This is a genomic window from Cryobacterium sp. N21, from assembly GCF_002929575.1.
GTDB classification, from domain to species: domain Bacteria; phylum Actinomycetota; class Actinomycetes; order Actinomycetales; family Microbacteriaceae; genus Cryobacterium; species Cryobacterium flavum.
Genome location: NZ_PJJQ01000032.1, coordinates 23517 through 49991 on the forward strand (window position 1 = coordinate 23517; position 26475 = coordinate 49991).

The 26475-nt window shown below is 66.0% G+C and carries 26 protein-coding genes; 13 read left to right on the forward strand and 13 right to left on the reverse strand.

What is annotated here, in order from left to right; translation table 11 throughout:
- Window positions 1–145: 145 nt before the first annotated feature.
- Together CXY77_RS08800 and CXY77_RS08805 are read left to right on the forward strand one after the other, a co-directional pair.
- Window positions 146–1465, forward strand: coding sequence for a short-chain fatty acid transporter (locus CXY77_RS08800; protein ID WP_092341086.1), 1320 nt, complete (start codon window positions 146–148; stop codon window positions 1463–1465).
- A gap of 128 nt (window positions 1466–1593) precedes the next feature.
- The gene (locus CXY77_RS08805; protein WP_140425497.1) at window positions 1594–2355 is read left to right on the forward strand and encodes an endonuclease/exonuclease/phosphatase family protein; all 762 of its coding nucleotides are present in this window, start codon (window positions 1594–1596) and stop codon (window positions 2353–2355) included.
- A 6-nt stretch (window positions 2356–2361) separates the two neighbouring features.
- Here the strand turns inward: CXY77_RS08805 and CXY77_RS08810 are convergent, their stop codons facing one another.
- Complete coding sequence (locus CXY77_RS08810; RefSeq protein WP_104088648.1) at window positions 2362–3105, reverse strand: sulfite exporter TauE/SafE family protein; 744 nt, start codon at window positions 3103–3105, stop codon at window positions 2362–2364.
- 130 nt (window positions 3106–3235) lie between these two features.
- Between CXY77_RS08810 and CXY77_RS08815 the strand changes: the two genes are divergently transcribed.
- Both CXY77_RS08815 and CXY77_RS08820 read left to right on the forward strand, forming a co-directional pair.
- Window positions 3236–3937 carry an HAD-IA family hydrolase gene (locus CXY77_RS08815; protein ID WP_104129956.1) on the forward strand — a complete coding sequence of 234 codons (702 nt, stop codon included), beginning with the start codon at window positions 3236–3238 and terminating at the stop codon, window positions 3935–3937.
- Window positions 3938–4074: 137 nt separating this feature from the next.
- Window positions 4075–4935, forward strand: coding sequence for a DarT ssDNA thymidine ADP-ribosyltransferase family protein (locus CXY77_RS08820; RefSeq protein WP_158252804.1), 861 nt, complete (start codon window positions 4075–4077; stop codon window positions 4933–4935).
- A 118-nt stretch (window positions 4936–5053) separates the two neighbouring features.
- Here CXY77_RS08820 and CXY77_RS08825 read toward each other — a convergent pair whose 3' ends face one another.
- Window positions 5054–5611: an MOSC domain-containing protein gene (locus CXY77_RS08825; RefSeq protein ID WP_092340825.1), complete on the reverse strand. Its 558-nt coding sequence runs from the start codon at window positions 5609–5611 to the stop codon at window positions 5054–5056.
- Window positions 5612–5748: 137 nt separating this feature from the next.
- Between CXY77_RS08825 and CXY77_RS08830 the strand changes: the two genes are divergently transcribed.
- From CXY77_RS08830 to mgrA, 6 genes are all read left to right on the forward strand, one after another.
- Window positions 5749–6072, forward strand: coding sequence for a hypothetical protein (locus tag CXY77_RS08830; protein ID WP_092340826.1), 324 nt, complete (start codon window positions 5749–5751; stop codon window positions 6070–6072).
- A 139-nt stretch (window positions 6073–6211) separates the two neighbouring features.
- Window positions 6212–6700 carry a Dps family protein gene (locus CXY77_RS08835; RefSeq protein ID WP_092340827.1) on the forward strand — a complete coding sequence of 163 codons (489 nt, stop codon included), beginning with the start codon at window positions 6212–6214 and terminating at the stop codon, window positions 6698–6700.
- Between the two features lie 3 nt (window positions 6701–6703).
- On the forward strand, window positions 6704–7741 hold the full coding sequence (locus tag CXY77_RS08840) for a hypothetical protein (RefSeq protein ID WP_092340828.1): 1038 nt from the start codon (window positions 6704–6706) through the stop codon (window positions 7739–7741).
- Complete coding sequence (locus tag CXY77_RS08845) at window positions 7735–9135, forward strand: bifunctional PIG-L family deacetylase/class I SAM-dependent methyltransferase (protein ID WP_104129957.1); 1401 nt, start codon at window positions 7735–7737, stop codon at window positions 9133–9135. Before CXY77_RS08840 ends, CXY77_RS08845 begins: the two co-directional genes overlap by 7 nt.
- Window positions 9132–9887, forward strand: a complete 756-nt coding sequence (locus CXY77_RS08850) for a glycosyltransferase (RefSeq protein WP_233197324.1) — start codon at window positions 9132–9134, stop codon at window positions 9885–9887. The genes CXY77_RS08845 and CXY77_RS08850 overlap by 4 nt, the downstream gene beginning before the upstream one ends.
- Entirely contained in the window at window positions 9887–10912 is a 1026-nt protein-coding gene (gene mgrA, locus CXY77_RS08855; RefSeq protein WP_104129958.1) for an L-glyceraldehyde 3-phosphate reductase, read from the forward strand. The genes CXY77_RS08850 and mgrA overlap by 1 nt, the downstream gene beginning before the upstream one ends.
- A gap of 6 nt (window positions 10913–10918) precedes the next feature.
- On the opposite strand, the gene CXY77_RS08860 is transcribed toward mgrA, so the two are convergent.
- The 8 genes from CXY77_RS08860 to CXY77_RS08895 all read right to left on the reverse strand — a co-directional run bounded on the left by CXY77_RS08860 (window position 10919) and on the right by CXY77_RS08895 (window position 22293).
- Complete coding sequence (locus CXY77_RS08860) at window positions 10919–13597, reverse strand: DEAD/DEAH box helicase (protein WP_140425498.1); 2679 nt, start codon at window positions 13595–13597, stop codon at window positions 10919–10921.
- A gap of 11 nt (window positions 13598–13608) precedes the next feature.
- The gene (locus CXY77_RS08865) at window positions 13609–15732 is read right to left on the reverse strand and encodes a S9 family peptidase (RefSeq protein ID WP_104129959.1); all 2124 of its coding nucleotides are present in this window, start codon (window positions 15730–15732) and stop codon (window positions 13609–13611) included.
- Window positions 15729–16934 (reverse strand): imidazolonepropionase, encoded by a 1206-nt coding sequence (gene hutI, locus CXY77_RS08870; protein ID WP_092340832.1) that lies wholly within the window; start codon window positions 16932–16934, stop codon window positions 15729–15731. Before hutI ends, CXY77_RS08865 begins: the two co-directional genes overlap by 4 nt.
- Window positions 16931–18253 (reverse strand): formimidoylglutamate deiminase, encoded by a 1323-nt coding sequence (locus CXY77_RS08875; protein WP_104129960.1) that lies wholly within the window; start codon window positions 18251–18253, stop codon window positions 16931–16933. Before CXY77_RS08875 ends, hutI begins: the two co-directional genes overlap by 4 nt.
- Window positions 18250–19440 (reverse strand): allantoate amidohydrolase, encoded by a 1191-nt coding sequence (locus tag CXY77_RS08880; protein WP_104088673.1) that lies wholly within the window; start codon window positions 19438–19440, stop codon window positions 18250–18252. Before CXY77_RS08880 ends, CXY77_RS08875 begins: the two co-directional genes overlap by 4 nt.
- 2 nt (window positions 19441–19442) lie before the next feature.
- Window positions 19443–21107: a urocanate hydratase gene (gene hutU, locus CXY77_RS08885; protein WP_104088674.1), complete on the reverse strand. Its 1665-nt coding sequence runs from the start codon at window positions 21105–21107 to the stop codon at window positions 19443–19445.
- 23 nt (window positions 21108–21130) lie between these two features.
- A complete protein-coding gene (locus tag CXY77_RS08890) occupies window positions 21131–21787 on the reverse strand; it encodes an IclR family transcriptional regulator (RefSeq protein ID WP_092340836.1) in 657 nt (218 codons plus the stop codon).
- 161 nt (window positions 21788–21948) lie between these two features.
- The gene (locus CXY77_RS08895) at window positions 21949–22293 is read right to left on the reverse strand and encodes a hypothetical protein (RefSeq protein WP_369827264.1); all 345 of its coding nucleotides are present in this window, start codon (window positions 22291–22293) and stop codon (window positions 21949–21951) included.
- An 82-nt stretch (window positions 22294–22375) separates the two neighbouring features.
- Here CXY77_RS08895 and CXY77_RS08900 point away from each other — a divergent pair, with 82 nt between their 5' ends.
- Complete coding sequence (locus CXY77_RS08900) at window positions 22376–22648, forward strand: DUF2277 domain-containing protein (RefSeq protein ID WP_104088676.1); 273 nt, start codon at window positions 22376–22378, stop codon at window positions 22646–22648.
- Here CXY77_RS08900 and CXY77_RS08905 read toward each other — a convergent pair.
- Genes CXY77_RS08905 through CXY77_RS08915 form a run of 3 tightly spaced genes read right to left on the reverse strand, consistent with a single transcriptional unit; the run spans window position 22645 to window position 24727 of the window.
- The gene (locus CXY77_RS08905; RefSeq protein WP_104088677.1) at window positions 22645–23082 is read right to left on the reverse strand and encodes a hypothetical protein; all 438 of its coding nucleotides are present in this window, start codon (window positions 23080–23082) and stop codon (window positions 22645–22647) included. The genes CXY77_RS08900 and CXY77_RS08905 overlap by 4 nt on opposite strands.
- Window positions 23083–23098: 16 nt before the next feature.
- Window positions 23099–23593, reverse strand: coding sequence for a hypothetical protein (locus CXY77_RS08910; protein ID WP_104129961.1), 495 nt, complete (start codon window positions 23591–23593; stop codon window positions 23099–23101).
- Window positions 23594–23632: 39 nt separating this feature from the next.
- On the reverse strand, window positions 23633–24727 hold the full coding sequence (locus CXY77_RS08915) for a type I restriction endonuclease (protein WP_104088890.1): 1095 nt from the start codon (window positions 24725–24727) through the stop codon (window positions 23633–23635).
- 365 nt (window positions 24728–25092) lie between these two features.
- Here CXY77_RS08915 and CXY77_RS08920 point away from each other — a divergent pair, with 365 nt between their 5' ends.
- Window positions 25093–25278: an Ig-like domain-containing protein gene (locus CXY77_RS08920; RefSeq protein WP_233197325.1), complete on the forward strand. Its 186-nt coding sequence runs from the start codon at window positions 25093–25095 to the stop codon at window positions 25276–25278.
- Window positions 25279–25287: 9 nt separating this feature from the next.
- Window positions 25288–26448, forward strand: a complete 1161-nt coding sequence (locus CXY77_RS08925) for a threonine synthase (protein ID WP_104088682.1) — start codon at window positions 25288–25290, stop codon at window positions 26446–26448.
- Window positions 26449–26475 lie beyond the last annotated feature (27 nt).

Sequence of the window (26475 nt, forward strand, 5' to 3'; positions counted from 1 at the left end):
TAGCCCCGACCGGGGAGTAGACGACCCGACTGCTACGTTTATATGGTCAGTGCAGACGCCCTGAGCCACAATGCTGTAACAACTCAGGGGGACCTTCGTGTCAACTGCCACTGAAAAACGCGCCACCGGCCCGGCCGCCGCGTTCATGCGCCCGATCAACTCGCTCGTCGAACGGTTCATTCCGAGCGCCCTCGTGTTCGTGATCGCGCTGACCGTGATCGTGGCCGTTCTCGCCCTGCTCCTCACCGATTCCGGCCCGATCGACGTCGTGCGCAGCTGGGGTGACGGCCTGGCCGGGCTGCTCGCCTTCATGACACAGATGGCGCTCGTGCTGCTGCTCGGGCACATTCTGGCCAACACGACTCCGGTGCACCGGTTGCTGGTGCGGCTCGGTGGTGTGCCGCGAACGGCTCTGCAGGCCTACATCTTCGTGTTCACCGTCGCCGCGGTGGCCTGCCTTATCACCTGGGGCCTCGGCCTCGTGGTCGGCGGGTTGCTGGCCAAGGAGGTGGCCTTTCAATTGCGGGCCAAGGGTGTACCGGTGCACTTTCCCCTGCTGGTCGCCGCGGGATACTCGGGCTTTGTCGTCTGGCATATGGGCTATTCCGGTTCGGGCCCGCTCACCGCGGCCACCGAGGGCTCCTTTCTGGCCGAGCAGCTCGGCCGCACGATCTCGCTGGCCGACACCACATTCTCCGCGTGGAATATCACGGCGGCTATCGCGACGATCGTGGTTGTGGGCCTCGCCCTGGCGCTGGTCGCCCCGCGCCGGGGTGTCCCGGTCTTCGTGCTCGAGGTTGATGCACGAGAGAAGCAGGTCGCGCAGGAAAGTGTCGTGACGCCCGCTGACCGACTGGATGCCAGTCGCATCCTGACCCTGATCGTGGGTCTCGCTCTGGTGGCGTACCTCGTCATCCACTTCGTCGAAGGGGGAACACTCACCCTCGACATCGTGAACTGGTCGTTCCTCGCGCTCATCTTTCTGCTCGTGCGCAACCCGTTCGAACTCATCCGGCTCACCAAGGACGCCGCGTCGAACGTCGGCGACATTCTGCTGCAGTTTCCGCTTTACGCGGGCATCCTCGGCATGATGGTCGGCTCGGGACTGATCGGCGTCTTCTCCGACTTCTTCGTGAACGTGTCGACCCCGGCAACCTTCGGCGTCATGGCGCTGCTCGCGGCCGGGCTGGTCAACTTCTTCGTACCCTCCGGCGGCGGCCAGTTCGCGGTGCAGGGCCCGATCATGCTTGACGCGGCCGAGCGCCTCGGCGTCGACCCGTCGGTGGCTATCATGGCCGTCTCCTACGGTGACCAGTGGACCAACATGATCCAGCCGTTCTGGGCGCTGCCGTTGCTGGCGATTGCCGGGCTGAAGATGCGCGACATTCTCGGCTACACGACGATCACCTTTCTGGCGGCAGGTCTGGTCTTCATCGCGACCATGTTCATCGTCGGCGCCGGCTAGCCCCTGACGGGGGTCGACCGCAGGCTGGATGCCACCTGCGCATGTGCCAACAGACCCCGGATGTTCAATTTCGACCGCGGCGAGAGTCGTAGGCTTGAGGCATAGCCATCAAGTCTGAGACGGGTGCCATGAGGGTCATTAGTTACAACCTCCGCAAGAATCGTGCCAGCGGCGAACTCGTCGCCCTGGCCGAGCGTTACAGTCCCAACATCCTCTGCCTGCAGGAATGCAACACCATCGATCTGCCGGCCGAGGTCGGGCATCTGCACCTGGCGGATTCGACCCACCGCAACCGGCTCGGCCTGGCCATCTACTACAACCGGGACCGCTTCACGGCGATCAAGACGCAGACCTTTGCGCTCAAGAAGTCGCTGCACGACCGCGTCGCCGCGCCCGCGCACGAGCGCCTGATCGCCACCCGCCTCATCGACAATGTGGCGCAGCGTGAACTCGTCGTCGCCTCCTTTCACGCGGCTCCTCTCACCGCGCTCAACTCCCTGCGCCGCAACCAGATCCGCACCGCGCACGAAGAACTGAGCATCCTCGGCCCCGGCCTGCCGACCCTCATGGTCGGCGACTACAACTACCCGATCTTCCAGGGCAAACTCGGCAACAAGGTGAACCAATCCGGCTACGACCTCACGCTCAGCGACACGCGCACCTACACCCGCTACAAGTTCTTTCGCGGGCATTTCGATCTGGCCACGTCGATGGGGCTGGCCATCGCCAACGTCGAGACCCTCCCGCAGGGTACCTCGGACCACATGCCCATTCTGGTGACGGCCACCTATCCCGACGAGCAAATGATGCAAACGGATGCCGCGCATCACCTCGCGTATCCGGCCGCCTCCGAATCGGTGTCGGTCGAGGGCGTCGACTTCACGATCTAGGTCGGGTCAGGCGAGCAGCTCGAGCACTCCGCGCACGATGGTCGCGCACGACCCGAGATAGGCCACGATGACGAGCAGGCGTCGGGCCACGTGCGGCTCGATCACCGTGGTCAGCCGGTCGCCGACGATAAGCCCGACAATGCAGGCGCACGCGATCAGCACCCAGACCAGCACGGGCAGGTGCGGCAGATCGGCCGATCCCAGGGCGAACTTTGACGCCAGGGACACCAGCCCGATCGTGAGAAAATACGGCTGCATGGTCGCGGCGAATGACCGTTGCGGCCACCCCGTGGCGATGGCATAAATGCTCACCGCCGGGCCGCCGACCCCGGCAGTGGTGTTCATAAACCCGCTGGCCATCCCGGCTATCACGCGAAAACCGGTTCGGTCGGGCAGAACGACGCGGCCCAGATTGACCGAGATGGTCAGGCCGGCGATCACGAGTACGCCGATCGAAATTTCGAGCCAGGCCGCCGGCACGAACTGCAGCACGTAGGAGCCCGGCACGATGCCGATGACAGCGCAGATCGCCAGAATGCCGTAGCGCCGCCAGACCACCTGCCGAAACACGCGCAGCAAAATGATGCTCGCGGTGAGCGCTCCGCACACGTTGACTACGATGACGCCATCGACCGGCCCAAGCAGCAGCACCAGAAACGGGGCTGCGACGAGGGCGAACCCCATGCCGGTGATGCGCTGCATGCTCGAGCCGATCAGAACGGCCGCAATCACCAGAACGGTCGTCCCCACGGTACGGTCTCCCAGCTTGATTATTTGCTATCCACGATACCCGCCCGTATCCCCGCCGAATGGCGTGGCCATTGATGCGTGGCCTACCGTTGAGGAACGGCACTCAGCCGCCACGACGAAAGGACAGCGGATGCCCGACCCCGGTACCGAGAACGTTTTGCAGGGGCGCACCTTCGATGCCGTGCTCTTCGACATGGACGGCACCCTCATCGATTCCACACCCGCGGTCAACCGCTCGTGGGCACTGTGGGCCGAAGAATGGGAAGTGGCCAAGGACGAGACGTCCCACGGACGCCCGGCCCGCGACATCATCGAGGAACTCGTGCCGGCTGAACGTGTCGACGAAGCGATCGCGCGTATTCTCGAGCTCGAAACCGCCGACACCAACGACATCACCGTGCTGCCCGGCGCCGCCGCGCTCATGAACAGCCTGCCGGAGAGTCGACGGGCCATTGTCACGTCCTGCGCGCGGCCACTGGCGGTCGCGCGGCTGGGGGCATCCGCTTTGGTGGCACCGAAGGTGATCGTGACCATCGATGACACCCCCCGTGGCAAACCCTTTCCGGAGCCGTTTCTCGAGGGAGCCGCGCGGCTCGGAGTCGACCCGCGACGCTGCCTGGTGATCGAGGATGCGCCCGCCGGATTGCAGGCCGGCCGAGCCGCCGGCTGCACCACGATCGGCGTCGCCGGAACCTATGCTGCCGCCGAGCTTGACGCCGATCTCATTGTTCCCGGGCTCGACCACCTGCGCATCGAGGTCGCGGCTGGCGGACTGATTCTTCGTCTCGTGTCGCCGAATAGCCAAGAACGGTCACCGTCGCCACCCAAATGAACGTAACGTTGATAGGCGGTATGCGCGTTCGGCTTTTCCGAGTGGCGCGAGTACGCGAAACGAAAGGTTCTTCCCTCTTGGACGACGAATGCATCCACGGACTCGAGGGCCAATTGTGCGCCCTGTGCTATCCCAAAGTGGTCACTGAACCCCTCACCCCGGTGAAGAAGACCCGCGCGCCGAAGCTGTCCTCGCTGCGCGACCCGCTGCCGACCGCGTCCATGCCCGCCGCCCGCGCGGCTCGCCCGGTTCGCGTCGCCGGAGCCCCGCGACCGGTGCGGGCCGAGAAAGTGTCGACCGACAACGTCGACGAGCAGCGTGTGTATCACCTCACCCACATCAGCAACCTCGCCGCGATCCTGAAGGACGGTCGCCTGCTGGCCAACGCCGCCCTGACGACACGTCCGGTTGTGGACATCTCCGCCCCGGCCACGCGCGAGCTGCGCCGGGCGGCACTGGTCGCCGGCGATGGTCGCAGCGTTGCCGAGTACGTGCCGTTCTTCCTGTCGCCGAACGCGACCGTGTGGGAGAGCGTGCGCGCCGAGACCGCTGACCCGCTGCTGGCGCTCGACGCCCACGGTTCCGAGGCTTTCGACTTCGTCATGCTCGTCAGTACGGTCAAGAAGATCAACGACGGTCTCGCTGCGTTTACCGGCACGGCCACGGATGCTGACGCCACCGACGAGCGGGCCCCCCTCGTTCCCAGCGTGGTCGCCGTCACGAACGGTGACGCCGCCGGAGCACTCACCCGGTTCGGCGCCACGCCGGCCACCGCCGAGCGCATGCTGCAGACCCTGCGTGCCGAGGCCGACGGCGCGATGATCCTCGAAGCCGAGCTGCTCGTGCCCGACGCCGTGCCGATGGAACTGATCACGCTCATCGGCGTCTGCAACGACAACGTGCGCGAGACCGTGCGCGGCATCCTGAAGGCCAGCGCGTTCAAGCCCAAGGTAGCGGTCTACCCGCCGTGGTTTCACACCTCCGCTGACGCCCAATAGCAAGATCGGGCCACTTTTTCTGGACGGGGCCCGGGCCCCGTCCACGGGCCCAGTTTATAAACTGGGCCCACGGACGTAAGGTGGGCCCGGTGGCGGGCCGGCGCGCAAACGTTCGAGGCTAGACCACGCCGAGGGGCAGGTGCTCGCCGGCGGGCAGCTCCACCCGGATGCCGTCGCCCGGGTGCACGACTCCGCCGGTGACCACGACGCCCATGATGCCGCCGCGCCGCTCAACGGTACCGGCGGCATCCGTTCTGATCAGCTGCTTCATCAGGCCTTTTAGGTACCCGTTGATCTGCGAACACGGACTGCGCATGCCGGTGATCGACACCGAAGCCTCGGCGCCGAGGTGCAGCAGGGTTCCGAGCGGTAGCTGCATCAGGTCGAGTCCGGTGGTCGTCACGTTCTCGCCGAGTTCGCCCGGAGCCACGGCGTAGCCGGTAGGCGTGAGAGCGCCGAAGAGTTCGGCCGCAATGAAGTGCACCTGGCAGAGGTTCGGAGCCGAGGGGTTGCGCTTCTTCAGATAAAGGTGTTGCGCCGTGGCGCCAGCGTGCGAGTCGCCCTCGACGCCGAATCCGGCCAGCAAACGGATGCTGCTCACCACCGGCTTGCTGAAGCGGTGCTCGTCATCACGGCTGACGGAAACAACCGTGCCAGCGGGTCCGTCACTTGTCATGCCAACGATTCTGCCATAGCGCACGCACGTTCGAAGAGATGTGTACAACGCCGAGAGCGCAGGCGTCAAAATGTTTGTGTCAAGCGGTTGACGCGGCAACTTGCCGGGCCTACATTGCATCAGTGGAAAGGTTGCCGATGACCAGTGTTGCCCCGGGCCAGCCCGACGAGTCCCGCACCGTGACAGCACCTGCGCCGCCGGTTGGAACCAATCCAACGGTCGAACGCGCAGACGAACCGGCACCGTATATAGCGCGCCCCTACCGGGCGCTCGAGCGAGAACTGGAACGCGCGGTGCGCGACCGGGCCGAGGTCAACCTGCGAGTTACAGCGGCGGTGACCGCCATGCACGACGGCGGCGGCACCTGGGCCGCTATCGCGCGCATCCTCGGTACCGCCCCGCAGACCGCGCACAAGAAGTACAGCAAACCGCGGCCGGCGCGCACGACCACCGCCGACTGAGCCTGGCGCGAGCATCCATCTGGCCAGTGCCGGGGCCGCACGTCGGGTCTGCGGTCCTCGGTCGGGTTGTGGCATTGTGGCCCAGATTCCGCGGCAGTGATATGGTCTGGAGGCAAATCACCCCGATTGAAAGGACACCATGCACGCCTCCGAATCTCTCAGCAACAACCTGCAGTCCGTCTTGGTCGATATGATCGAGCTGCACGTTCAGGGCAAGCAGGCGCACTGGAGCGTCGTCGGCAAGAACTTTCGCGACCTGCACCTGCAGCTTGATGAAATCATCGTTGACGCTCGCGAATTCTCCGACGAAGTCGCCGAGCGGATGCGCGCCCTCGACGCCATGCCCGATGGCCGCAGCGAGACGGTCACCAAAACCACCCACCTGCCCAAGTTTCCCGACGGTGAAGTCGACACCGCCGAGACGGTGACGCTCATCACCGAACGCCTCGATGCCGTCGTTGACAATATGCGCAAGGTGCACGATGAGGTCGACGAGGAAGACCCCACCAGCGCCGACATCCTGCACGCATTTATCGAGAAGCTCGAGCAGTACTCCTGGATGGTCAGCGCTGAGAACCGCAAACCGCGCAAGCGGTCTGCGGTGAAGTCCGCCCACCGCTCCTCCTAACATATGCGGCTTGAAGCGAACCCGCGGCCGGCTGAACTGTTCCGTGTTGTCGCTGAATTGGCCGGCGCCGCCAGCGCGGTCAACGGTGACGCGCGGCGGGCGCTGACGCTCGCGAGCTCCCTCGCATCCGTTCCCCGGCCGGGGGAAGGGCGCACCCGGCAGCTCTTCGACACCCTGTCGACGCTCGGGGCCGCTGACCTCACGGCGGCACGGGTGGTCGAGGCGCATCTCGACGCGCTGGCGATACTCCACCAGGCGGGCTACCCGGCCCGGCCCGACCAAACCTGGGGTGTCTTCGCGGCGGAGGGGCCAGGGATGACGCTCACGGCCATGCCGGCGGATGGCGGCTGGCGGCTCGACGGCGTCAAGCCGTGGTGTTCCCTCGCCGGACTGCTCAGCCACGCCCTCGTGACCGCGCACGTTGTTCGCCCGGACGCCACAACCGGCCGACGGCTGTTCGCCGTCGATCTTCGTCAACCCGGGCTGACCGTGCACGACGACGTCTGGGTGGCCCGCGGGCTCGCCCAGGTGACGAGCGGCCCGGTCGATTTCTCGCACGTGGCTGCCGATCCGGTCGGCGACGACGGATGGTACTTGAGTCGACCGGGCTTCGCCTGGGGCGGTATCGGTGTGGCAGCAGCGTGGTGTGGCGGTGCCGTGGGACTGGCGCGCACACTGTACGGTTCCGTCCACAGCCGCACTCCCGACCAGATCGCCCTCGCCCACCTCGGGGCCGTCGATCTGGCGGTGACGGCGGCGCACACGTCGCTTGTGGCGGCGGCCGCAGCCATCGACGCCGGGGCCGCCGATGGAGAGGCCGGTTCGATCCTGGCCGCACGCGTGCGCGGAATCGTCGCGCGCACGGTCGATGACGTTATATTCCACATCGGGCATGCACTGGGGCCGGCACCCCTGGCGCTCGACGCCCGGCATGCCCAGCGGGTCGCCGACCTGCAGCTGTATGTGCGCCAGCACCACGCCGAACGCGACGATGCGGCGTTGGGCCACATGCTCGTGACGAGGGGGAGTGCGCCATGGTGACGTTCAATCATTCCGACAGCGGAACACCCGAGAAGACCTGGGAAGCAGCCCACTGGCCCGATCGGTTCGCCCCACTCGGCCTCGACACCCTCAAACGCCTGGTCGTCGTGTCAGCGCATCCCGACGACGAGAGTCTCGGTGTCGGCGGCCTCATCGCCCACGTCGCCGGGCTCGGGCTGCCGATCGTCGTCATCGTACTCAGCAACGGCGAGGCGTCGCACCCGAAGTCGCAGACCCACGACGCGGCCAGACTCGCGCAGATCCGCCGCATTGAGGTGACGGATGCCCTCGCACACCTCGCCCCGAACGCTCAGGTTCACCTGCTGGAACTTCCCGACGGCAAACTCGCCGAGCACGTGGCCATCGCCGAGGGAGCAATCGCCGAGGCAATCGGCGACGCTGGCGACTCGACTTGGGTGGTGGCGCCGTGGCGCGCCGACGGGCATCCGGATCATGCTGCAGCCAGCGCGGCCGCGGAACGCGCCGTGCGTGAACGACGGGCGCGCCTGTTCGAATACCCGATCTGGGCCTGGCACTGGTCGACCCCTGACGATGCAGTATGGCCTTTGGAAACCGTTCGGTTATTTCAACTGAAGCCGGCCGAACGCAAGGCCAAGGCTCGAGCCCTCGCGTTGCATCGCAGCCAGGTGGGTCCCCTGTCGGATTCCCCCGGCGATGAAGCCATCGTGCCGCCCGGTTTTCGGGCGCACTTCGCGCGCGACTTTGAAACGCTGATTGAGGTGGGTTCGCGGCCTAACTCTCCAGCGGATGCCCGCGCCAACCCCGACCGCACCGTCACCGCTGGGTATTTCGACACCGTCTACTCCTCCGGCCCCGACCCGTGGGGTTTTGAGACCCGGTGGTACGAGAAACGCAAGCGAGCGACCCTCATCGCGGCACTGCCCCGGCAACGGTTCGGTACCGCCTTGGAATTGGGCTGCTCCACCGGTGTGCTCACCGCCGAACTGGCCGACCGCTGTGAGACCGTGCTGGGAGTCGATCTGGTCGAGCAGCCTCTCGTCATTGCCAGGCAACGGCTCGCGGGCCGCCCGGGAGTGGGCTTTGAGCGCAGAACTCTGCCGGGGGACTGGCCGGAGGGGGAGTTCGAGCTGATCGTGCTGTCGGAGGTGGGGTATTACTGCTCGGCCGGCGACCTGCGCCGCCTGCTCGAACGATGCCGCGCCAGTCTCGCCGTCGGCGGGGTACTCGTGGCCTGCCACTGGCGGCATCCGGTCGCCGATTACCCACTCACCGGCGACGCGGTTCACGCCCAGCTCACCCACGTGGTGGGGCTACAGCGCACCGTGCACCATCTGGAACGTGACTTCGTACTGGAAGTCTACGAGCAGCGGCCGGCCCTGTCGGTGGCCCAGCGCGACGGGCTGGTGCCGTGACCGAACCCCTGCCGATCACAGACGTGGTCATCGTCGTTCCCGTGCGCAACGAAGAGGTGCTGCTGCCGCGCTGCTCGAGCGCGCTGTCCGCGGCAATCGACACGCTGAGTGTCGTGCCGGAGCCGGAGCGACCGCGAGTGTTCGTGGTTCTGGTGCTGGACCAGTGCACGGACCTGTCCGCGCGCGTCGCCGCTCACTGGAGAGCTTTTCGACGTTACGAGATCGCGGCTGGGGCGGTCGGTGTAGCCCGCCGCGACGGTATTCGGCACGCGCTGGGGCGGCTTGGGTGTTTGCAAACGGATGGAGCGGCATCCGCTTCGCAGATTTGGATCGCGACGACCGATGCAGACTCGGCCGTGCCGCCGAACTGGCTGGTCAGCCAACTCGCCCTGGCGCGTAACGGGGCCGAGCTTGTGCTCGGAACCGTGCAGCCCGATGACGATCTGGCCGCCCACGAACTGCTGCGCTGGGAGGAGCTGCACACGATCGGCGAGGGGCATCCGCACGTTCACGGCGCCAATCTGGGTGTACGTGCCGACCGCTATCTTGCTGCCGGGGAATTTGCGCCCGTTGATCGGGATGAAGACGTGCTGCTCGTGGCAGCGCTGCGCAATCTCGGGGTGGTCGAGGCCCGCACGGCGCTGATTCCCGTATTGACCTCTGGGCGACGAATCGGTCGGGCCCCGGCCGGTTTCGCCGGATACCTGCGTGATCATGTCCACACTGACCAGAAAAATGGGATCATGTTCTGATGACCTATCTCCCGAATGAATCCCGCTACGAGTCCATGCCGTACCGCCGGGCGGGGCGGAGCGGCCTCAAACTTCCCGCCATTTCGCTGGGCCTGTGGCAGAACTTCGGTGATGATAAGCCGCTCGCAACGCAGCGAGCCATTCTGCGCCGAGCCTTCGATCTCGGCATCACCCACTTCGACCTCGCCAACAACTACGGGCCTCCCTACGGCTCGGCCGAAACCAACTTCGGTCAGCTGTTTCGTGAAGACTTCGCGGCGCACCGCGACGAGGTTGTGCTTTCCACCAAGGCTGGCTACGACATGTGGCCGGGCCCGTACGGCAACTTCGGCAGCCGCAAATACCTGCTGTCGAGCCTCGACCAGTCGCTCTCCCGCATGGGGGTGGACTACGTCGACATCTTCTACTCCCATCGAGCCGACCCCGACACTCCGCTCGAAGAGACCATGGGCGCCCTGCACACGGCCGTCACGAGCGGCCGTGCCCTGTACGCCGGAATCTCCTCGTACTCGCCGGAGCGCACCCTCGCGGCCGCGGCGATTCTGGCTGACCTCGGCACGCCGCTGCTCATTCACCAGCCTTCGTATTCCATGTTCAACCGGTGGGTCGAGGGCGACCTGCTCGACACCCTCGAAGACATCGGAGCCGGCTGCATTGCGTTCTCGCCGCTGGCCCAGGGACTGCTCACTGACCGCTACCTTGGTGGTATCCCGGCCGACTCCCGGGTGGCCAGGGACGGATCGGCGAACAAGTCGATGGTGAGCGCGGAGGCGCTGACTCACATTCGGGCGCTGACCGAGATCGCGTCCGAACGCGGCCAGTCGCTCGCACAGATGGCACTGGCTTGGATCCTGCGCAATTCCGAGGTGACCAGCGCTCTGATCGGCGCCTCGTCGGTTGCCCAGCTCGAAACCAACGTCGGGGCGCTGCAGCACCTTGAGTTCAGCGCCGAGGAACTCACCGCGATCGACGTGCATGCCGTCGATAACGGCATCAACCTCTGGGCAGCCTCAAGCGACGTCTAACCCTGGTCACGGTTCGAGCAGGCCGCGAATGTCGTCGGCGGTGAGAGCGGTGCTGAACATGGCATCGTCGTCGAGCACCGAACTGAACAGTTGGGACTTCTGCTTCTGCAGCGCCACCACCTTCTCCTCGATGGTGCCGGTGGCGACGAGTCGGTAGACCATCACGTTTCGGGTCTGGCCGATGCGGTGGGTGCGGTCGATGGCCTGCGTCTCCGTCTGCGGGTTCCACCACGGGTCAAGCAGAAAGACGTAGTCGGCTTCGGTGAGGTTGAGACCGAAGCCGCCGGCCTTGAGGCTGATCAGAAACACCGGCGCGGCCCCGCTCTTGAACCGGTCGATCACCTCGCTGCGGCGCAGCGTCGACCCGTCGAGATAGCAATACGGAACGCCCTGCGCGTCGAGCCGGGCGGCCGCGAGCTTCAGAAAAGAGGTGAACTGGCTGAAGATGAGGGCCTTGTGCCCCTCGGCGATGACATCGTCGAGCTGCTCGAACAGGGCGTCGAGCTTGCTCGAGCGCACACCGGCATACTTCTTATCGACGAGCGAGGCGTCAAGGCTGAGCAGCCGCAGCAGGGTGAGCGAGCGAAAAATGATGAACCGGTTCTTGTCGAGCTCCTCGATCAGACCGTAGAGTTTCTGCCGTTCGCGCTGCAGGAAGGTGTCGTAGAGCTTCTGGTGCGCAGGGTTCAGCGCGATCTGCAGTTCCTGTTCCTGCTTCGGCGGCAGGTCGCGGGCGACGACCTCCTTGGTGCGGCGCAGAATCAGAGGGCGGATGCGCCGGCGCAGCTTCGCGAGTTGCTCCGGACTCTCCCCGCGCGTCACCGGCCGCACGTAGTCCTCGGTGAATTTGCGCGACGACGCGAACAGGCCGGGAGCGACGATGCTGAACAGGGACCACAGGTCCATCAGGTTGTTCTCGATCGGGGTGCCGGTGATGGCCAGTTTGAACGGTGTGTCCAGCTCCTTCGCGCAGGCATACGCTCGGCTGGTGCGGTTCTTCACGAACTGTGCCTCATCGAGAATGAGGCCGGCCCAGGAAACCGCCTGGTACGCGTCGAAGTCGAGACGGAACAGCGCGTAGGAGGTGACGAGCACGTCGATGCCGGCGGCGGCATCCGCTATCAGGGTGCGACTTTTCGTCTCGGTCGCGGTGAGCGTGCGAACCGTGAGGCCCGGGGCGAAGCGGGTCGCCTCGCTGCGCCAGTTCGCCACAACGGATGTCGGTGCCACGACCAGAAACGGCCCCGAGCCTCTCGCGTGCACCAGCAGCGCCAGGGTTTGCAGCGTCTTGCCGAGCCCCATGTCATCGGCGAGCACCCCGCCGAGCTGGTGCTTCCACAAGAACGCGAGCCAGGCGAAGCCCTCCTGCTGGTAGGGGCGGAGGGTGGCATGCACACCGTCGGGAAGCGCGATCGCGTCGACGCCGCTGAGGTCTTTGAGCCCCGCGGCGGCCGCCCGCCACGACACGGCCGGCACGGTCTCGTCGGCGAGGTCCTCGAAATCGCTCCACAGGCTGGCCTGGTAGCGGCTGATGCGCAGGCCCGTTTCCCATTCATGCAGCGCGCGGGCTTCGTTGATGAGCTCGTGCAGCTGCTCAAACTCGGGTTGCTTGAGCGACAGGTAGCTGTTGTCGACCAGTTTTAGGCGGGTCTGGCCTTTCGCGAGCGCCTTGAACAGCGGCGCGAACGGCACGGTGATCGCGCCGACGGTGACGATCACGCCGAGGTCGAACCAGTCGCGCTGGTCGGTCTCCAGGGTTGTGATCACGAGGTGGGGCGTTTCGGTGCGCTCAAAGTTGTCGGGCAGTACCTCGGGAAACTGCACGGAGGCATCCGTGCTGGTGACCGCGACCCGGCGTTGCAAGGCCGGGTAGACCGTGCCCAGAAACTCGGCCGTGTCGGCCGCGGGAACGATCGCCGCGCCGACCTGCCCGACCAGGTGACGCTGCTCGTCGCTCAGCGGGCCGGCCGTCGGCGCGAGGGTGAACACGGTGGCGGCGCCGAACCGCGCACTGTAAACGCCGTGGCCGGCGATGACTCCCGCGGCCTCGAGCGGATGCGGGGCGCCGTCGAACTGGAGGCGCGCTTGCAGGGTGAGCGGGCCGGCGGCATCCGGTTGGGAGGCGTCGAGGCTGATCTCGGCGAGCGAGGCGACCCGCACGACAACGCCTTTCTTGTTGCCGACCAGGCCGATGCCAAGCTGTTCGGCCTCGGCCAGCAGCGGCCACAGCAGCGGGCTGGTGAAATTGTCAAGGTAGATCCAGTCGGTTTCCTGGCTGGAGTAGACCTCGCGCACGGCCTTGTAGAGGGCGGCGAACTGCGAGATCCAGCGGTGGTGTTCGGGGTCGAGGTTGAACCGGTTCAGCTGAAAGGTGAGGTGGCTCCAGGTGACATTGCTGCGCACCCAGTTGCCCTGGGCGTTGTGAATGACCGGTCGCACGCCCAGCCGGAATTCGCCGTGGCCCTTCGCGAGCGTTTTCACGGTTTTGGCGGTCGGGCCGCGCCAGCGGTCGTTGGTGCGCGGCGTCTGCTCGCGCAGCTCGAACTGCAGCCCCATCGGTACTTGTGGGCCCTTCGGGGTCAGCCGAGGCTGCCCGAAATTACCGATACGCGGCACAGCGGATGCCGGCGGTTCCCCCGGCAACACCAGCCGCTTCCAGGCCGGGGTGTCGTCAGAATCTGACATTTCCCGCGCGGTCACTCTCGGTTCAGGCCGGCGGCGTCGAGCACCCAGGCGTAGTTGAACGCCCGTTCGTGCCAGGCGCTGTACCGACCGGAAACGCCGCCGTGGCCGGCCGACATTTCGGTCTTGAGCAGGGCATCCGCTCCCACTACGCGCAGCTTGGCCACCCATTTGGCCGGCTCGACGTAGAGCACCCGGGTATCGTTCAGGCTGGTCACGGCCAGAATTGCCGGATAGGCCACGGCCCGAACATTCTCGACGGGGGAGTAGGACTTCATATAGGCGTACACCTCGGCGTCGTGCAGCGGGTCGCCCCATTCGTCCCACTCGATCACGGTAAGCGGGAGGGACGGGTCGAGAATCGAGGTGAGGGCGTCGACGAACGGAACCTCGGCGAGAATGCCGGAGAACAGCTCGGGTGCGAGGTTGGCGACGGCGCCCATGAGCAGTCCGCCGGCGCTTCCGCCCTCGGCGACCAGCTGGCCGGGGGTGGTGAAGCCCGCGTCGATGAGGTGCCGGGCGCAGCTGACGAAGTCGGTGAAGGTATTGCGCTTGGTCGTCGTCTTGCCGTTTTCATACCAGGTGCGGCCGAGCTCGCCGCCGCCGCGCACGTGCGCGATGGCGAAGATCATGCCGCGGTCGAGCAGGCTGAGCCGGGCGATGCCGAATCCGGGGTCGATGCTGTGCTCGTAGGAGCCGTAGCCGTAGAGCAGGATCGGAGCCGGTGTGCCGGGCGTGACGAGGTCGGGGCGGTAGACCAGTGAGATGGGCACGCGGGTGCCGTCGGCGGCGGTGGCCCATTCGCGGCGTTGTTCGTAGAGTGTGGCGTCGTAGCCGCCGAGCACGGGCTGTTGCTTGAGCAGGCGCCGCTCGCCCGTCGCAACGACGAGGTCGTACACCGTTGAGGGGGTGACGAAACTGGTGAAACCGAACCGCAGGGTGGGCTGGGTCCACTCCGGGTTGCCGGCCGAACCGACGGCGAACAGGGGCTCGTCGAAGTCAAGCTCGGTCAGTCCGCTCGCGTCGTGGCGGTCGATGGCGAGCCGGGTGAGGCCGTCCCGGCGATATTCCACGACGAGAAAGTCGGCGAAGGCGTCGACGCTTTCGAGGCGGATCTCGGGGTCGTGGGGCAGCAGCATCCGTTTGACGCCCTGCGGGTCTTCGGCTGCTACGCTGACCAGCTCGAAGTTCACTGCATTGCCGCCGTTGTGCACGATCAGCAGGCGGTCTTCGCCATCGATGACGGCGTGCTCGACGTCGTATTCCGTGTTGTCTTGCCGTGGCCAGACCACGGTGAACTCGCCGGTCGGGTCGCTCGCATTGAGCACCCAGGACTCGGTGGTGACGCTCGACCCGGCCTCGATCATGAGGAACTTGCGGCTGCGGGTGATGCCGACGCCCACCCAGAATCGTTCGTCGGGTTCGTGAAAGATGCTGGCATCAGTGTCTCGGGCGGTGCCGATTTCATGCCGCCACACGGTGTCGGGGCGCCAGGCATCGTCGACGGTTGTGTAGAACAGGTAGCGTCCGCTCGGGTCGAACAGAGCACCGGCGCTGGTATTTTCGATCGTGTCCGTGAGGTTTTCGCCGGTTGCGATGGTGCGCACCCGAATCGTGTAGCGTTCGTCGCCCTCCACGTCGACGGCATAGAGCAGCTGGGTGCCGTCATTGCTCAGGTCGAAGCTGCCGAGCGAGAAGAACTCGTGGCCTTCGGCTTCAACGTTGTCATCGAGCAGAATCTGCTCGCCGGGCACACCCTGGTGGGCGTCACCGAGTATCGGCGCGGCCCAGTCATCCGGGCCGCTGATCGGTGCCCGACAGTGGATGCCGTATTCCTGACCCTCGACGGTGCGGGTGTAGTACCAGAAGGTGCCGCGGCGCACCGGAACGCTGAGGTCGGTTTCCTGGGTGCGGTTCTTGATCTCGTTGAAGATCTGCTGCCGGAGTGGCTCCTGATTGGCGGTGCGGGCCTCTGTGTAGCTGTTCTCGGCCTCGAGGTGGGCGATGACCTCGGGGCTGTCCTTGTCGCGCAGCCACTCGTAGTCGTCGATATAGACGTCGTTGTGGTGTTCGCGGCGGTGCGGCTTCTGTGCGGCGACGGGTGCGGCGAGGGGCGGTGTGATCGGGCCAGAGGTCATCCCCCTAGCGTAGTTTGCGCTCCCTGCCTCTCGCATCTCACGTCGGAGTCAACGCGCACCCCTCGGCGCCAGACCGAAGCGGTCAACGGCACTCCGGGGCGGTAGGCCAGGTGGGAAATCGACGGAGCATTCAGAACCTGCAGGTCGGCGCGGCCGCCGACAAACAGGGAGCCGACGGCATCCGCTCCCTGGTCGCGGCCGAGCGACCGGGCTGCTCCACGGGTTGCCGCCCAAACAGCCTCACCGACGGTCAGACCCATCTGCAGCACGGCGGTCGCCACACAGAACGGCATCGACGTCGTGTACGAGGTGCCAGGATTGCAGTTGGTCGCGAGGGCGATGCTCACGCCGGCGTCGAGCAGCCGGCGGGCCGGCGGGAACGGCTGCCGGGTCGACAGATCGCAGGCCGGAAGCAGCGTGGCGACCGTGGTCGATGCGGCCAGCGCGTCGATATCGGCCGGCTCCAGGTAGTTGCAGTGGTCAACACTGTGAGCGCCCAGCTCGGCGGCGAGCCGCACACCACCGCTGAATCCCAGCTGGTTGCCGTGCACCCGCAATCCCAGGCCAGCGGCCCGGCCGACCAGCAGCACCTCGCGGGTCTCTTCGACGTCGAATGCGCCCTGCTCACAGAACGCATCAATGAACTGCACGTAGGGAAGCACAGCCGAGAGCATCGGCCCGGTCACGAGGTCGAGGTAGTCCCGACGGTCCATGTCGGGGGGCACGATGTGGGCACCGAGAAAGGTCACGACATCGGCCACCTGGGCGGCGGCCCGCGCCGAACGAGCCTCACTTGCGACATCGAGCCCGTAGCCGGTCTTCGTTTCGAGAAAGGTGGTGCCCTGGGCTTCCGCCTCGCGGCGCAGGCCGCGCGCCGTGGCCACGAGCTCGCCCTCGCTCGCAGCACGCGTCGCCGCGACGGTCGTGTTGATGCCGCCGGCGGCGTAGGCCTGGCCCGCCATGCGGGCTTCGAACTCGGCCGAGCGGTCCCCGCCGAACACGAGATGGGTGTGCGTGTCGACCCAGCCGGGCAGAACCGCGCGGCCACCGACATCCGTTTGACGATCGGCGGCGGGTGCCTGGGCGGCCGGGCCGATCCAGAGAATGTGGCCGTCACCGATCACCAGAGCCGCGTCGTGCCGGCGCTCGCCGGAGTCATCGTGCGTGGTCAGCTCGCCGATGCCCGTGATCAACTCGGTCATCTGCCGAGCCTAGTGAGCGCAGCGGCCATGAGTGTTGCCGGCCGCTCGCCGCCAACCAGCTGACCGCACTCGGCGACCAGGCGCCCGCCGACGAACACGCGCAGCACGTCGGAGGCCGTCGCGGTCAGCGGCAATTGCTCCGGCAACGACCCGACCGTGCGCACGCCGGTCGTGCTGATCTCGACGAGATCGCACGGGTCGCCGACTTGCAGCCGGTGGCGGCCGAGCCCGAGGGTGGCATAGCCGGCGGTCGACGCCGCGTTCAGCAACTCGGCCGGGGTGAACCGTCCGCGCTGATGGGAGGCGAGCCGTTCGCCCATTTCGAGGCCGCGCATCTCCAGCAACGGGTCGATGACCGCGTTCTGATCGGAGCCGAGCGCGATCGGGGCACCCGCTGCGGCCAGCGCGAGCGCCGGCCCGATGCCGTCGCCGAGGTCAGCTTCGGTGGTCGGGCACATGACGACGCTCACCCCGGCGTCGCCGAGAAGTGCACGGTCGTCGTCGCTGAGATGGGTCGCGTGCACCACGCTCAGGCGCGGCGCGAGTGCCCCGAGCGAAGCGAGCAGGCCGGCCGGGGTCATTCTGTACGCGGCCAGGCAGTCCGCGTTCTCCCACGGCTGCTCGGAGAGGTGAATGTGCAGGGGAATCTCGCCGGGCAGCCCGGCGAGTACCTCGCGCATCGCGTCGGGCGTGACCGCGCGCACCGAGTGCAGGGCCGCTCCGAGTGTTACCAGCTCGTCTCCGGCCAGCTGATCACGAAGCGCGTGCCAGCGGGCCAGCCAGCCGGCGGCACTGCCATCGCCAAACGCTCGCTGCTGGGGTGCCAGCTCCCGACCAATGCCACCCTGCAGGTAGACGGTGTCGAGCAGCACCAAACGGATGCCGACGGCCCGCGCCGCCGCCGCAAGCGCCAGTTCCATGGCGTGCTCGGTGTCATACGGCGTTCCATCGAAGTGATGATGCACATAGTGAAACTCGCCGACCGCCGTGTAGCCGCTGACGAGCATCTCGGCGAACACAGCTGTGGCCAGCGCCTGATACTTGACGGGGTCGAGTTGGGCGGCGACCCGGTACATCCGCTCCCGCCAGAGCCAGAAATCGCCGCCCTCCCCGTGGGTCTGGCCGCGCAGTGCGCGGTGAAAAGTATGCGAGTGCGCATTGCCAAACCCGGGCACGATCGTACCCAAACGGATGTCCGCCGCCTCCGCCGCAGCCCCCGGCTGAACCCGCGCGATGCGTCCGTCTGCGCCAGCCTCCAGCCGCACCCCCGCGACTGCCCGGCCGTCGACCAGCAGGTACTCGCACCAGAATGCGTTCACAGTAGTTCTCTCAGCAGCAGTTCCAAAGCGTCGACGCCGGCGACACAGTCCGCGACCTCGGCGAATTCCTCCGGCGCGTGCGAGATGCCGGTGGGGTTGCGCACGAACAACATCGCGCTCGGCACCCGAGCGGCGAGCACGCCGGCGTCGTGGCCGGCCCCGGTGGCCAGTTCTGGCACCTGACCGAGGGCCTGCGCAAACCGCTCGCGCAACCCGGGGTGAAACTGCACCGCTCCAGCCCAGGATTCCTCGGTGAGGGTGGCGGAGCATCCGTTGTGCGCGGCAGCCTGCTGGGCGCTGGCGGCAATGTCGGCCACGAGCAGGCGGGTTTCCTCGTCGGTCTCGGCGCGGGCGTCAAGCCAGGCGTCGACGCGGCTCGCGATGACGTTGGTGCCGCCCGGGATCGCTTCGATGCGGCCGATCGTCGCGCGGGTGCCCGGGCGACCCAGGGCTGCGGTCTGCACGCCGACGATGGCTGCGGCGGTGGCGACCATCGGGTCGCGGCGCTCGGCCATGGTGGTAGCACCGGCGTGGTTCCCCTGGCCGGTAACGGTGAGTCGCCAGCGTCCGTGAGCGAGAATCGACGACGCCACGGCCACGGGCTGGCCGAGATCGATCAAGCCGCGGCCCTGCTCAACGTGCAGTTCGATGAACAACCCGATGCGGGCGAGCGCATCGCGGTCGACGCCGAGGTGCGCCGGGTCGACACCGACAGTTCGGGCGGCCTCCGCGAGCGTGACGCCGTCACGGTCGGTGAGCGCTCGGGCCTGGTCGGCGTCGATCGCGCCGGCCAACAGCCTGGAGCCGAGGCAGGCGACGCCGAAGCGGGAGCCTTCTTCTTCGGCGAACATCAAAATGGCGCACGGCCTCGACGCCACGAATCCGCTCGCCTGCAGCCGAGCGATGGCCTCCAGTGAGGAGACCACGCCGAGCGGACCGTCGTAGGCGCCGCCGCCGGGAACCGAGTCGAGGTGGCTGCCGGTGACGACGGCATCCGTTCCGGGCTGGCCCCACCACGCCCAGAGGTTACCGTTGCGGTCGGTTTCGACATCGAGGCCGAGGCGTTCGGCGCGCTCGACAAACCAGGAGCGCAGCTCGAGGTCGGCCGCCTGCCAGAGGTGGCGAGAGTAGCCGCTGCGGCGGGAATCGCGGCCGACCTCCGCGATTTCGGCGAGGCCCGCCAGCATGCTCACTCTTCCCACATGGGCACGCGCAGGCCGCGGTCGCGGGCCACTTCTTCGGCCCGTTCGTAACCCGCATCCACGTGACGCATCACGCCGGTGCCGGGGTCGTTGGTGAGCACGCGCTCGATCTTCTCGGCGGCCAGCGCGGTGCCGTCGGCGACGATGACCTGCCCGGCATGGATGCTGCGGCCGATTCCCACGCCGCCACCGTGGTGAATCGACACCCAGGTTGCGCCGGACGCGGTGTTGAGCAGCGCGTTCAGCAGCGGCCAGTCAGCGATCGCGTCTGACCCGTCCTTCATACCCTCGGTCTCGCGGTAGGGCGAGGCGACCGATCCGGAGTCGAGGTGGTCGCGACCGATCACGATCGGCGCACTGAGCTCGCCGGAGGCGACCATCTCGTTGAATTTCAGCCCGGCCAGGTGACGTTCCTTGTAGCCGAGCCAGCAGATGCGGGCCGGCAGGCCTTCGAACTGCACCTTCTCTTCGGCCTTGGTGATCCAGCGGTGCAACCCGGCGTCGTCGGGGAAAAGTTCGAGGATGGCCTTGTCGGTGGCCGCGATGTCGGCGGGGTCGCCGGAGAGCGCCACCCAACGGAACGGCCCCTTGCCCTCGGCGAACAGCGGGCGGATGTAGGCCGGCACGAATCCCGGAAATTCGAAAGCCCGCGCGTAACCGCCGAGCTGCGCCTCGGCCCGAATGGAGTTGCCGTAATCGAAGACTTCGGCGCCGGCATCCTGAAATTCGACCATGGCCTGCACCTGCTTGGCCATTGCAGCTCGGGCGCGCACGGTGAACTCTTCGGGGCTCTCGGCCGCGTAGGCGCGCCATTCTTCAACCGTCACGCCCTCGGGCAGGTAGGAGAGCGGGTCGTGCGCGCTGGTCTGGTCGGTCACGATATCGATCGGCACTTTGCGGGCGAGCAATTCGGCGAACACGGTCGCGGCATTGCCGACCAGACCCACCGACAGGGCCCGGCGTTCGGTCTTGGCCGCGAGCACCCGGGCGATGGCGTCGTCGATGTCGTCGGTCATTTCGTCGAGATAACCGTGATCGACGCGGCGCTGCAACCGGGCCGGGTCAACGTCGACAATGAGCACGACGCCGTCGTTCATGGTGACGGCGAGCGGCTGCGCGCCGCCCATGCCGCCGGCCCCGCCGGTGAGGGTCAGCGTGCCCGCCAGGGTGCCGTTGAACTTCTTGGTGGCCACGGCGCCGAAGGTTTCGTAAGTACCCTGCAGAATGCCCTGGGTGCCGATGTAGATCCACGATCCAGCGGTCATCTGCCCGTACATGGTGAGCCCCAGGTGCTCGAGTCGGCGAAACTCCGGCCAGGTGGCCCAGTCGCCGACGAGGTTGGAATTGGCGATCAGCACCCGCGGCGCCCATTCGTGGGTGCGAAACACGCCGACCGGTTTGCCCGACTGCACCAGTAGCGTTTCGTCCTTTTCCAGCGTTTCGAGGGTACGCACGATCGCGTCGTAGCACTCCCAGTTGCGGGCGGCTTTGCCGGTTCCGCCGTAGACGACGAGGTCGTCGGGGCGCTCGGCAACCTCGGGGTCGAGGTTGTTCATGAGCATGCGCAGCGGGCCTTCGGTCTGCCAGCTCTTCGCGGTCAGTTCGGTGCCGCGGGCGGCGCGAACGGGGCGTGCGGTGTGGGTGGTCGTCATGTGAATCTCCCTTGATTACAGAATTAGACGGATGCTTCGGCGCGGTACAGCGCGCTGCTTTCAGTGAGCAGAACCCGCGCCATGTGCTCGATGCTGGACGGGGTGACTCGGTAGCTGGGAACGACCACGCTCAGGGCTCCGACGACGCGCTCACCCACCCGGATGGGTACGGCTATGGCGGTGACGTCCTGTTCGACGCCGTCGCTGACGACGCAGTATCCGCTGTCGCCGGTCGCACCGGCGAGCACGCGGCCCGAAGCGCTCGACTCCAGGGGAAAGCGACGGCCGACCCAGTTCGCGTGTCGCACCGAGTGGGTGCCTTCGACGATGGCAATGTAGAGCCCCTGACCGGCGGCGGCCGCAACACTCAGATACACGGATTCAGCGGTCTCTCCAACTATGCGGTTCATCGGTTCTCGGCACACGGCGACGAGCGATTCCTGACTGAGCGCGAGTACACCGAGCCGAACGATGGCCGTGCCGGGCCGATAGAGTCCGGCATCGTCCCGCCGCACAAACGACGTCGATTCGAGAGTTCGCAGCAACCGCAACGCAGTGCTCGGCGACAGGTCTGCGGCCTTGGCCGCGTCGCCGAGGGTGACCGAACCGCCCTCGCAGACCACGCTCAGCAGTGTCAGGGCGCGCTCCGCCGTGCGGGTTGTACTGTCGGCCTTCTCCATCGCGCTCGTCCCTTCAAGTGCACTCAGTAAAACACTGATTTCACTAGACGGCAAGGCCGATCACGATGGTCGAATCCAGCTCCTCGCTCCGAATGATGCGCGGGAGCAGGCCGAAGCGGGTGAAGATCTCGGCGGTCCGCGGTGCTTGACGCTGCCCGGTTTCAACGAGCAGGCATCCGCTGGGGGAGAGCCACGGCGCCGGATCCGCAGCAGAGATCGACGACGAGCGCGTCGCGCGGGCAGAGCGCGAGGGCCTGCGTCACCAGAAACTCGGTACGCCGCCGAGGAACGAATACTTCCGGATCGACCAGAATGCGCAGGCCGCAGAACTCGGCCCAGCCGAGAATCTGCTCGAGCGGCAATCCGTCCACGCGCCGGGCAACCATGGCGGCGAGATCGCCCGGCGACTGGGCGACCGACAGCAGCAGGGCCGCCTCCTCGTCGGCGAAGACGCAGCCGGCGGCGCGCAGCTGGGCAGTGATAGAAGCCAGGTGGGGCGCGGGCATGGGACGTCTCCTGTCGAAGCCGAGCAGGGGCATCCTACGCCCGGGTCTTGAAGGCTGGGCGAAGCGTGATTACCCTAAAAGTATGTGCCGAAACATTCATGTCCTGAGTAATTTTGAGCCTGCCGCGACCGACGACGAGGTGCACGCGGCCGCGCTGCAATACGTGCGCAAGATCAGCGGCGGGGCGCATCCGTCGAAGGCGAACGCCGAGGCGTTCGACCGCGCGGTGCACGAGATCGCGCACATTTCCCGTCATCTGCTCGAAGATCTGGTGATCTCCGCGCCACCGAAGAACCGTGAAATCGAGGCGGAGAAGGCCAAAGCGCGCTCCCAGAAGCGGTTTGCTGCCGCCTAGAGGGTGCGCCATTCCGCATAGAACACCATGATGGCCGCCACAACGCTGGCAGCCACACCGAAGACCAGACCGAAGGCAATGGTGATTCCGGCGTAGGCTCCGTCGTCCACCAGGGAGAGCACTCCGGCCACCACCACTGACAACAGCACCACGCCCAGGGTCGCGCCGACTGCGGCTACCGAGGTGCGCACCCGCCGCGATTTCGTGAGGTGCCGATCGACCAGGGCCACGGTGGCCAGACCGCCCAGCAGCGCCACCGCCGCGATGACCGCGCCGATCACGCCGTAGTTCGCCATGGAACGCACGACAAACCAGAACCGAAATTCGGTTTCCCCGCTGCCGGCATTGGTCATGACGATCGCCACGACCGCCGCGAGAAGAAACCCCACGAACGGTGCGAACACCGCGATGCGCCAGTAACGCCGAATAATCATGTGCCCACCCTACTTTCTAGAACTCCACCCACGCACTGGGCAGCGGATGCTCCACTCGCGTCGGCGGGATGCGCTCGCTTCGCCGCTCCATTCGGTACACCAGAAACGCTGCCACGATGCCCGCCGCAGCGGCCAGCACCAGGGTGAAAGTGATGATCAGGTATGCCCAGCCCTCTCCGATGACTCCCTCCACGGTGGCGAACACGATTCCGAGGACCAGCACGCCGCTGGCCGCCCCCAAAGCGGCCCACGCACTGCGCGCGCCCGACGTTTTCTCGAGCTGCCGGTCGACGCAGGCGACCAGAACGACGCCGCCGATCAGCGCCGCGATGCTGACCGCCAGACCGACGGAACCGAAGCCCAGAACTGACCGTACGACGCCTTCGATCGTCTGACCAGCTCGCGCTTGGGGGTTACCGCCCATGGTCATCACGCCTAACACGGCGGTACCCAGAAGAAATCCGAGTACGGGCGCCAGCAACGCAATGGGCCAGTACCGGTGAAACATCATGCGTCCCACCCTAAAATGCCGAGATCGACGGGAATATGCCTAGTCCTGATAGCTCTTAATCGTTTCGCGGATGTCATTTGCAAAGAGATAGATCTCGTCAAGGCTTTCAATAGGGTGGCGAGTCTCGACCTTCTCAGCGTCGAAGACACCGAGGTATTTCTGCTTCTTTCCATTGAAATGAAGTCGAGCGACCGGCTTGCGATTATTGTCATCGAGAAGCACAGCGAAATATGATTTGGAGTCCCGGTGCATCACTCGTTGAGGCTTCACCTCGCTGCAAGCGATCGCCTTGACGATTTGATACCCTTCCAGCTCCTCAAGCGTCGTCTGAATCTCCGTGTCACGGGCGAGATCAACTTCAACAATGTCGTGGCTGTTGATGACATCGCCCTCTGCTGCTGAGGATCCTGAGAAGTTCGACCCGCCTAGGGCGGTCTTCAAGCGGTCGTTAACCTGATCATTCAGGAACTGCTTCGTAGACTTTGTGACCAGGGAAGTAAATTGCTCGCGGACTTTCTGCGTAAAGGCACCGTCGTAGACTCGTGTCGTGAAGAATCGAATCCAGTCGTCTTCGGGTTCAGTGAACTGAGCTGCGATCGTGCGCTTGATCTGACCTATGTATTTGAGTTCCTCAGCCGAGTTTATGATCGAGTCGAGATCGAAGACGTCCTTGGTCAGCTTCCGCAGCTCCGGAATCAGCGTTTCGTCGATGTCCATCAAATCGAGAACCAGAAACGGCTTTTCATCCATGCGGTTGGGTGCGTCTAAGTCCGTGTAGAACTGGTAAATTTCGCCATTTGTGAGAACGGCGATGCGCGCATTGGTGACCGCGAAGTAACGGAAGAGTTGCGAGGCGTGTTCTATCTTCAACGCTTCCGTAGATTTCTTGCATTCAATAAGGATCTGGACTTCACCGTCGCGCATAATCGCATAGTCGACTTTTTCGCCCTTTTTTACGCCGACATCGGCGGTGAACTCGGGGACCACTTCCAACGGATTGAACACGTCGTAGCCCAGGATCGTCGAGATAAACGGCATGATAAATGCGTTCTTGGTTGCTTCTTCAGTTTGAATTGCTTCGCGCTGGTTGCGTACTTTGAGAGCCAATGCCCCTATTAATTCTGCAAATTCCATCATTCCCCCAATTTGTGGTTCACTACCTCTGACCTTATCGAAACAATTTATTGGCTCAGACGAGCGGGAAGCCTCAAAGGGTGCTGCGTGGCACGGTCCACTCGTGTCGAAACTGGGTCATTACCTTCGAGACGGACTCGAAGTCGCTGCCGTAGTGCACAACAGTCGCATCATTGATGAGAGCGCATGCGGCGATGAGGGTGTCGCCCGCGCCGACCGGCCGCACCAGCGCGGCATGCCAGAGTCAGCTTTGGACCACTAAAGATTCGTCGATTGTGGGCGCGCGCGGGCAATCGCTGACGGCCGAGAGCTGAGTCCATACCCGGTCATGCTCGGACCCGTTCCGTGGGCTGAATCCGATTTCTGTGGCGGTTGGCGCGCAAACTGAGGTTGAAGCGGGGCTGTGCACCTCGACGATTTTGCGCCCCAACTCCACGCTCGCGGCCAGGACCAGTTTCACGGTCACGGTCACCGGCGCTGCCGCGGGCGTGCGCGACCTGGCCGGCAACCCCGTCTCATCGACCAGCTGGAAATTCACCACGGGTAGCTAGTCTAAAGAGATGCCCGACCTCGTCTGCTCCGACTGCGGCACCATCTACCCGGTGGAGAGCCTGATCTGGCTCTGCAGCTGCGGCGGCATGCTCGACGTGGTTGCCTTCGACACCACAGTGGATGCCGCGGCGCTGCCCGGCCGCGCCCCCTCACTCTGGCGCTACGCCGAAGCCCTGCCGATCGCCGCCGACCCCACCATCACCCTGGGGGAGGGCTTGTCGCCGCTCGTGCCAGCCCGCGCGCTGCCGCACGTGCAGCTCAAGCTGGACTTTCTGCTGCCGACGCTCTCGTTCAAGGACCGCGGCGCCGTGGTGCTCGCGACCCTCGCCAAACAGTTGCGCGTCGAAAGCGCCATGGTCGACAGCAGCGGCAACGCCGGCACAGCGATGGCCGCGTACTTCAGTCGGGCCGGCATCGACTGCACGGTCTACGTTCCCGAATCCACCTCGCCCGGCAAGCTCGCGCAGATGCGCGCCCACGGCGCCACGGTTGAACTGGTACCCGGTTCGCGCGCCGACACCTCCGCGGCGGCCCTGCGGGCTGCCGGGCAACCCGGCGTTTTGTACGCGAGCCACGTCTACCACCCCTATTTTCTGCACGGCGTCAAAACCTACGGCTACGAAATCTGGGAGCAGCGCGGGCGCTCCCTACCCGAGACCGTGGTGGTTCCAGTCGGCAACGGAACGATGCTGCTCGGCTGTTACCTCGCCTTCAGCGAGCTGGTGGCCGCGGGTCTCGCCGAGCGGATGCCGCGGATTGTCGCGGTGCAGGCATCCGCTTGTGCACCGCTGGAACAGGCCATGGCACAGGGTCTCGACTCGCCCGTGACCCTTGACGGCTCAGCCACGATCGCGGAGGGCATCGCCATTGCGGCGCCGCCCCGGGGACGACAAATTCTCGCGGCCGTGCGCGCGACCGGCGACACCATCGTCTCCGTCACCGACCGGCAGACCGCGGCCGCCCGGCAGGAACTGGCCGACGAAGGACTCTTCGTCGAGCCGACCTCGGCCGTGTGTTTCGCCGCGGTGCGCGCCGCCGTCGACCAGACGTTCGACTCCGCCAGCCGCACCTGGGCGGCGGCTGAGAGCCTGCTCACGGCCGAGTCGGTGGTCGTGCCCCTCTGCGGTGCCGGCCTGAAATCGCCCACGTCAACCACGCGGTACTCGTGATCAACGACGACCCCGCGGACGCCCCCC

Excerpts from the sequence above, each read along its gene's own strand:
- CXY77_RS08845 (WP_104129957.1), top strand. The coding sequence starts at position 7,735 with ATGGTGACGTTCAATCATTCCGACAGCGGAACACCCGAGAAGACCTGG.
- CXY77_RS08925 (WP_104088682.1), top strand. The coding sequence starts at position 25,288 with ATGCCCGACCTCGTCTGCTCCGACTGCGGCACCATCTACCCGGTGGAG.
- CXY77_RS08890 (WP_092340836.1), bottom strand. The coding sequence starts at position 21,787 with ATGGAGAAGGCCGACAGTACAACCCGCACGGCGGAGCGCGCCCTGACA.
- hutU (WP_104088674.1), bottom strand. The coding sequence starts at position 21,107 with ATGACGACCACCCACACCGCACGCCCCGTTCGCGCCGCCCGCGGCACC.
- CXY77_RS08805 (WP_140425497.1), top strand. The coding sequence starts at position 1,594 with ATGAGGGTCATTAGTTACAACCTCCGCAAGAATCGTGCCAGCGGCGAA.
- CXY77_RS08830 (WP_092340826.1), top strand. The coding sequence starts at position 5,749 with ATGACCAGTGTTGCCCCGGGCCAGCCCGACGAGTCCCGCACCGTGACA.
- mgrA (WP_104129958.1), top strand. The coding sequence starts at position 9,887 with ATGACCTATCTCCCGAATGAATCCCGCTACGAGTCCATGCCGTACCGC.
- CXY77_RS08835 (WP_092340827.1), top strand. The coding sequence starts at position 6,212 with ATGCACGCCTCCGAATCTCTCAGCAACAACCTGCAGTCCGTCTTGGTC.
- hutI (WP_092340832.1), bottom strand. The coding sequence starts at position 16,934 with ATGACCGAGTTGATCACGGGCATCGGCGAGCTGACCACGCACGATGAC.
- CXY77_RS08815 (WP_104129956.1), top strand. The coding sequence starts at position 3,236 with ATGCCCGACCCCGGTACCGAGAACGTTTTGCAGGGGCGCACCTTCGAT.
- CXY77_RS08910 (WP_104129961.1), bottom strand. The coding sequence starts at position 23,593 with ATGATGTTTCACCGGTACTGGCCCATTGCGTTGCTGGCGCCCGTACTC.
- CXY77_RS08825 (WP_092340825.1), bottom strand. The coding sequence starts at position 5,611 with ATGACAAGTGACGGACCCGCTGGCACGGTTGTTTCCGTCAGCCGTGAT.
- CXY77_RS08900 (WP_104088676.1), top strand. The coding sequence starts at position 22,376 with ATGTGCCGAAACATTCATGTCCTGAGTAATTTTGAGCCTGCCGCGACC.
- CXY77_RS08895 (WP_369827264.1), bottom strand. The coding sequence starts at position 22,293 with ATGCCCGCGCCCCACCTGGCTTCTATCACTGCCCAGCTGCGCGCCGCC.
- CXY77_RS08860 (WP_140425498.1), bottom strand. The coding sequence starts at position 13,597 with ATGTCAGATTCTGACGACACCCCGGCCTGGAAGCGGCTGGTGTTGCCG.
- CXY77_RS08800 (WP_092341086.1), top strand. The coding sequence starts at position 146 with ATGCGCCCGATCAACTCGCTCGTCGAACGGTTCATTCCGAGCGCCCTC.
- CXY77_RS08840 (WP_092340828.1), top strand. The coding sequence starts at position 6,704 with ATGCGGCTTGAAGCGAACCCGCGGCCGGCTGAACTGTTCCGTGTTGTC.
- CXY77_RS08880 (WP_104088673.1), bottom strand. The coding sequence starts at position 19,440 with ATGCTGGCGGGCCTCGCCGAAATCGCGGAGGTCGGCCGCGATTCCCGC.
- CXY77_RS08915 (WP_104088890.1), bottom strand. The coding sequence starts at position 24,727 with ATGGAATTTGCAGAATTAATAGGGGCATTGGCTCTCAAAGTACGCAAC.
- CXY77_RS08905 (WP_104088677.1), bottom strand. The coding sequence starts at position 23,082 with ATGATTATTCGGCGTTACTGGCGCATCGCGGTGTTCGCACCGTTCGTG.
- CXY77_RS08865 (WP_104129959.1), bottom strand. The coding sequence starts at position 15,732 with ATGACCTCTGGCCCGATCACACCGCCCCTCGCCGCACCCGTCGCCGCA.